The organism is Endozoicomonas sp. SESOKO4 (assembly GCF_024606275.1).
Genome location: NZ_JAHHPS010000513.1, coordinates 1 through 5,696, shown reverse-complemented (window position 1 = coordinate 5,696; position 5,696 = coordinate 1). Strand labels below are relative to the sequence as shown.

At 47.4% G+C, this 5,696-nt stretch carries 5 protein-coding genes; all 5 read left to right on the top strand.

Features of this window, described 5'->3' with window-relative positions:
* On the top strand, nt 1–341 hold a 341-nt coding region (locus KDK16_RS10065), incomplete at its 5' end, for a hypothetical protein (protein WP_257275925.1).
* Nucleotides 301–1,779, top strand: coding sequence for a hypothetical protein (locus KDK16_RS10060; RefSeq protein ID WP_257275924.1), 1,479 nt, complete (start codon nt 301–303; stop codon nt 1,777–1,779). The genes KDK16_RS10065 and KDK16_RS10060, both read left to right, overlap by 41 nt.
* Before the next feature lie 74 nt (nt 1,780–1,853).
* Complete coding sequence (locus KDK16_RS10055; RefSeq protein ID WP_257275923.1) at nt 1,854–4,037, top strand: type I secretion system permease/ATPase; 2,184 nt, start codon at nt 1,854–1,856, stop codon at nt 4,035–4,037.
* Nucleotides 4,034–5,359 carry an HlyD family type I secretion periplasmic adaptor subunit gene (locus KDK16_RS10050; protein WP_257275921.1) on the top strand — a complete coding sequence of 442 codons (1,326 nt, stop codon included), beginning with the start codon at nt 4,034–4,036 and terminating at the stop codon, nt 5,357–5,359. Before KDK16_RS10055 ends, KDK16_RS10050 begins: the two co-directional genes overlap by 4 nt.
* A 51-nt stretch (nt 5,360–5,410) precedes the next feature.
* On the top strand, nt 5,411–5,696 hold a 286-nt coding region (locus tag KDK16_RS10045), incomplete at its 3' end, for a TolC family protein (protein WP_257275919.1).

Below are 5,696 nucleotides of genomic sequence, written 5' to 3'. Positions count from 1 at the left end.
GTGATACCCCGGAAAGCATTACCCTCAAAGGTTTTTTAGCAGGTACTCAGTTTTCATCAGGTCATAGCGATGGTTCCGGTGGGTGGGTGGTAAATGCGGGCGATGTCTCATCATTGACTTTAACACCTCCGGTGAATTATCAGGGCTCCATGCCGTTATACGTCAGTGCAACGACAAGTGATGGCAGCCAATCTGTTACCTCTCCTCCCCAAGCTGTTTCGGTCACGGCCAACCCGGTAACCGATGCAGCGTCAGTTGATTTAAATTTTACCGCTGAGCAAAAAGTTATGACCTTTGGCAATGCGGGAACCGGGGGGGGTTTTGAACCAGGGTCAGCTTGATACACCAGATCATATTACAAAGTTGGCCGTTGAGTTTGACGTTATCGGTAGTCAGCAAGTTGCCACAAGTGCTCATCATGGGGCTACGTTTCTAAGTTATGCCGTCCCCGCAGATCCAAATGAGTTTTTTGTCTGGAGACCAGATAACCTGACCCTTGGAATAGGCCACCATGAGTACGCTACCGGCATCGATACAACTGACGGAAATAGCCATCGCTACTCAATATTATGGGACTCAGTGACTGGTCACCTGGATCTTCTTGTCGATGGCCAAAGCGCGTATAGTCATGACAACGTCGCAACAGGGTATCAGATCCCGGGGCATGGCGTTTTTGCTCTTGCCCAGGATCAGGATCATTATGCAGAAGAGTCGGGGCCCGCTGCCACAGGGAACCATGGATTTAACCCTAATGATGCCTATCATGGTCAGATATTCAGCGCAGCGATGGCTGCTAATGTCGATGTTGACAAAACTCTGTTGGCTCATTCTCCCCTTGGCAAAGTTATATCAAAAAGTGCAGGCCTGGTTTTTGATATACAAGCAGATCAGGCTGGCACACCCGTCGATGTAACGGGTCACCATCAGTTGTCTCAGGCCGGAGCATTGACCGAACAGAAAGTATTAGTCGATACCAATATCGCTACTCCAAATAGCTCAGCACTATTGCATTTACAGCCAATGATAACACCACCTGCTGATCCGCAAGACCATATCAGTAAGATTGAACTCACAGGTTTTGATGTCGGAACGGTATTAAGTGATGGCCGTGGTCACACTCATACTGTTAGCCGAATGACAGAACATATCGATGTTCAAAACTGGACGACCACCAGCGTGACAGCACAGTTACCCGGTGGGAATGCACAAAATATGGATATCCGGCTAGTCGTAACAACCACCGGTGCAGGAGGTGATGCTGTGAGTGAACATTCTGCACCGCTGATAATGGACCCGACTCAGCCCTTGCCAGCCCCCCCGATTTCGAACCATGATCAGGCTCCAGACATTAGAAGCTCTGACGTTACCGACCAACTTGATATACGGGCACATGAAGGTAGCCTTTCCGATAAAGAACCTCAAATCAATCTGGAGTCACTGCGTGATCAAAATCAACCCCATGCTCTGGCCTCAGGTGATATCGACAGAGCTCAGCTTGTAAATGCCGGGTTCGTCCTTAGCGGAGCTTCCGAAAATGAAGCCGGGGGCTCCTTACTGCGTCAGGTTGAGCAACATTTCAATGAAAAACAAAGCAAGAAGAGTGATGAACAAAGCGTTTCGAATGAGATAAAAGGCGAATCATCACCGTCGACTGATGAAAAGCTTTTGGCAAGCAGAACTGCAGATACTGACCATGGTGATGCAACCATAGGAAGCTCAGGCTCGCACATAGATAGTTTGGTACCAAAGCCCACTGATGACTCCTTACCACTGATTTAACGGCACAACTGACAATCGTTGCAGACGTTGATCGCAGATAAGAACAGTTCCCACACTCAAACTTTGGAGAATAAATGGCAGATCAGAACAGCAATGTGGTCACTGATCGATGGGATACGGGATCTCCGGAGCCGACACACTTTGATGCCTTGCTCGACAGTTTGGTTATCGTGACCAAGTTATATGATAGACCAAGTACGGTGACTGCCTTGAGCGCTGGCTTGCCTTTGATTGAGAATAAGCTCACCCCCGCCCTGCTGCCACGGGCGGCAGAGCGGGCCAGTTTATCTGCGCGCTTATTAAATCGCGAACTCGATGCAATACTTCCCGAAGTCTTGCCTGCTATTTTGTTGCTTCATAATGGCAATGCCTGTGTGCTGACCAAGCTCGACATTACAGCGAATAAGGCCACAATTATTCGCCCGGAAGCTGGCTTTGGTATGTCTGAAATGGACCTTGATGATCTGCGTGTGTTGTACACCGGCTTCAGTTTTTTCATTAAACGTGATTACAAGTTTGATAAAGACCGTCGTCTGATGACCGGTGAAGCAGGCAAGCATTGGTTTTGGGACACCTTGCGATTGTCTTTCCCAATTTATCGTGATGTGCTCATTGCTTCTGTTGTTATTAATTTATTTGTACTCTCTACCCCCTTTTATGTCCGAAATATTTATGATCGGGTCGTCCCTAACTCAGCCTTTGATACCTTATGGGCATTTTCAATTGGGATAGCCATTATTTTTTCCTTCGATCTTTTGCTTAAATTGATCCGAACCTTTTTCCTGGATGTTGCGGGAAGGAAGTCGGACGTCATTCTTTCTTCCAGGATTTTTGCTCATGTTCAGGCTTTGAAATTAGAACACCGACCCAGATCAGTGGGTTCATTTGCTAAAAGGGTGAGCGAATTTGAGAGTATTCGAGATTTTATCACTTCTGCAACACTGACTACATTGGTTGATATACCTTTTGTAATTATTTTCCTGATCGCCATTTATATATTCAGTGGCTACCTCGCTATTGTTCCGGTGGTTTCAATTTTTATTATTTTAGTCATCACTCTGTTGATCCGCCGACCTGTTGATGAGGCTATCTCCCATAGCTATGGTGCATCCGCGCTAAAGAATGGTTTGCTGATTGAGACCCTTAATGGCCTGGAAACTGTTAAAAGTAACCGAATGGAGGGGTTAAATCAGCGAAAGTGGGAACAGAATGTTGGCGAAGCTTCATACTGGAGCAACCGTTCCCGGCTTTATTCAACGTTTGGTACAAGCACGTCTGGCTTTATCCAGCAAATGACGACAGTTGCCTTACTTATTGTGGGTGTCTATGAAATTGCGAACCATGACCTGACCATGGGCGGGTTGATTGCAGTAAGCATGTTAACAGGGCGTGTAATTTCTCCAATGACGCAGGTAGCAGGCTTAATCGCACGATGGGGACAAACCAAAGAAGCATACAACGGCATTGCCGGTATTATGGCAATGCCTGTCGAGCGCGAAGATGAAAAACAGTACCTTCAGTGTGACCTTACTGAGGGCCATTTTCAGCTTGAAAATGTTTCGTTAACGTTTCCTGAGCATACCGTTCCTGTGATCAAATCGGTGTCAATAAATATTCCCGCAGGAAGTCGATTGGCGGTAATCGGTCGTATTGGCTGTGGAAAAACCACTCTGCTCAGGCTTTTAATGGGACTTTATACGCCTACCGAAGGTGTCATTAAGCTTGATGGTATCGATATTCGTCAGCATGATCCAAGTGACCTGCGCAAAATGACAGGCTGTGTTGAGCAGCAACCTACCCTATTCTCTGGAACGATTCGTGACAACATCGCCACGGGTACACCCTACGCTACCGACGCACAGATTCTTAAAGCCGCTGAGATGGCGGGCGTCGTCGAATTTACAGCAACTCACCCGGAGGGCTTGAACCGGGAGTGCGGTGAGCAAGGCAGAATGCTTTCCGGAGGACAACGACAGTGCGTGGCTCTCGCTCGCGCTTTGCTCCGAGATCCAAAAATTCTGATCTTTGACGAGCCAACCAGCGCACTTGATCAAGACTCGGAAAGGAAACTTATACAGCGCCTTAACCGGCTGGCACCTGATAAAACCATCATTGTTTTTACACAACGGCTTGCCATATTGAGTTTACTCGATTCCATCGCAGTTATGGATGATGGCGAGATACTGATGAAAGGCACGAAACAAGAAATTCTTGATCAGCTTGCGGGTGAGCCTCCCGGCCAGAAGAGAGCTGTATGAGTTTATCAAGGCTAAAAGGCAAATCATTCACTCAAGCCGATCTCGATTTTATTACGGACGCCTCCCAAGGCGAGTTAATGCGGACACCGTCTGCAGCCAGAGTGACGCTCTGGATATTGTTTGCCATGGTGTTGTTTTTGCTCCTTTGGGCCTATTTCGCCAACATCAATGAGATCGTTCGCGGCCAGGGTAAAGCGATCCCGATTAGCCGTACACAAGTCATTCAAAACCTCGAAGGCGGTACAATTAAAGCAATCCACGTGCGTGAAGGACAGTCTGTTATGCAGGGGGAGTTGCTCATGGAGCTTGATCCAACGGTAGCGAGTGGTTCATTGACACAATCGGTCGTGGAGACTTCATCGTTGCTTGCAGAAGAAACTCGCCTTGCGGCAGAAGTCGCAGGCACTCGCCCTGAATTCGCCCCTGAACAAGTTGCCACCCACAACACTTTTATCGACACGCAGTTAAAGCTTTATAAAGTGAGACAGGATGAGCTTCATATGCAGCTTGATAATATCTATCTGAAAACAAGTAAGGCTCGCCAGGAACTTGTCTCAGCTCAACAGCAGGCGGAAGACCAGCAGCGCCAGGTTGATTTGATCCGGCAGCAGCTCAAAATGAACGAGCCCTTACTTAAAATGGGTGCGGTGTCTGAGTCTGCTGTGATTGATATTAAACAACGACTCAGTCAAGCACAATCAGAGGTTAATAAAACAAACAATCAGATCCCAAAGCTGAAAGCAGAGATTCAGCGTCTCAAGAAAGAAGAAGGCAGTACTTTGTCAGGCTTCCGGGCAGAAGCTCAGGAACAGCTATCTGAAGTACGAACGCGTCTTGGTATTGCCCGTGGTAAAAAAACCGTCAATGAGGCAAGCGTTCAAAACACCGAACTGCATTCGCCGGTTGATGGGGTGATTCAAAAATTGTATGTCACAACGATTGGCGGTGTCGCAAAGCCAGGGGCTGAGCTTATTGATATTGTGCCAGTGGATGATGAGCTAATGGTTGAGGTCAAGGTAAAACCGAAAGATATTGGTTTTGTGCAGCACGGCCAGCATGCAAAAGTGAAAATTTCGGCGTTTGATTTTGCGGTTTATGGTGGTCTCGATGGCAGAGTACAGACCATTTCCGCTGACTCAATTACTGACCAGCATGGCAATAGTTATTACATAGTCAAAGTCAGAGTCGAAAAAGCATACTTTGGAGAGGGTAACAGCCACCTGAATATCATTCCTGGCATGCAAGCAACTGTCGACATTAGCGTAGCAGAACGCAGCGTATTGCAGTACATCATGAAGCCACTATTGAGAGCTTTACAGTGATGACCATCTAACGCAGTGGCGATTATATGTTTATATTCGGAGCTGATAACAATGAAGCCAACATTACGCACCACGCTTATCGTTCTTGGTATGTTCTGGTGGAACAACACTTGTGCACAAAGCCTGGAGCAAACGGTTAATGATGCCATACAGACCAATCCGGATATGGCTGCAACGTTACAGGCTTACTACGCATCGCAGGCTGAACTTGACATTGCCGAGGGCAGGTTCCTGCCAAGTATTGATTTGAGTGCTGATGGTGGGCGGGAAGATCTGGACCGGGCTAATGTTGGAGAAACCGATCAAACTCGCAAGCAGGCCAGACTGAAATTCTCAC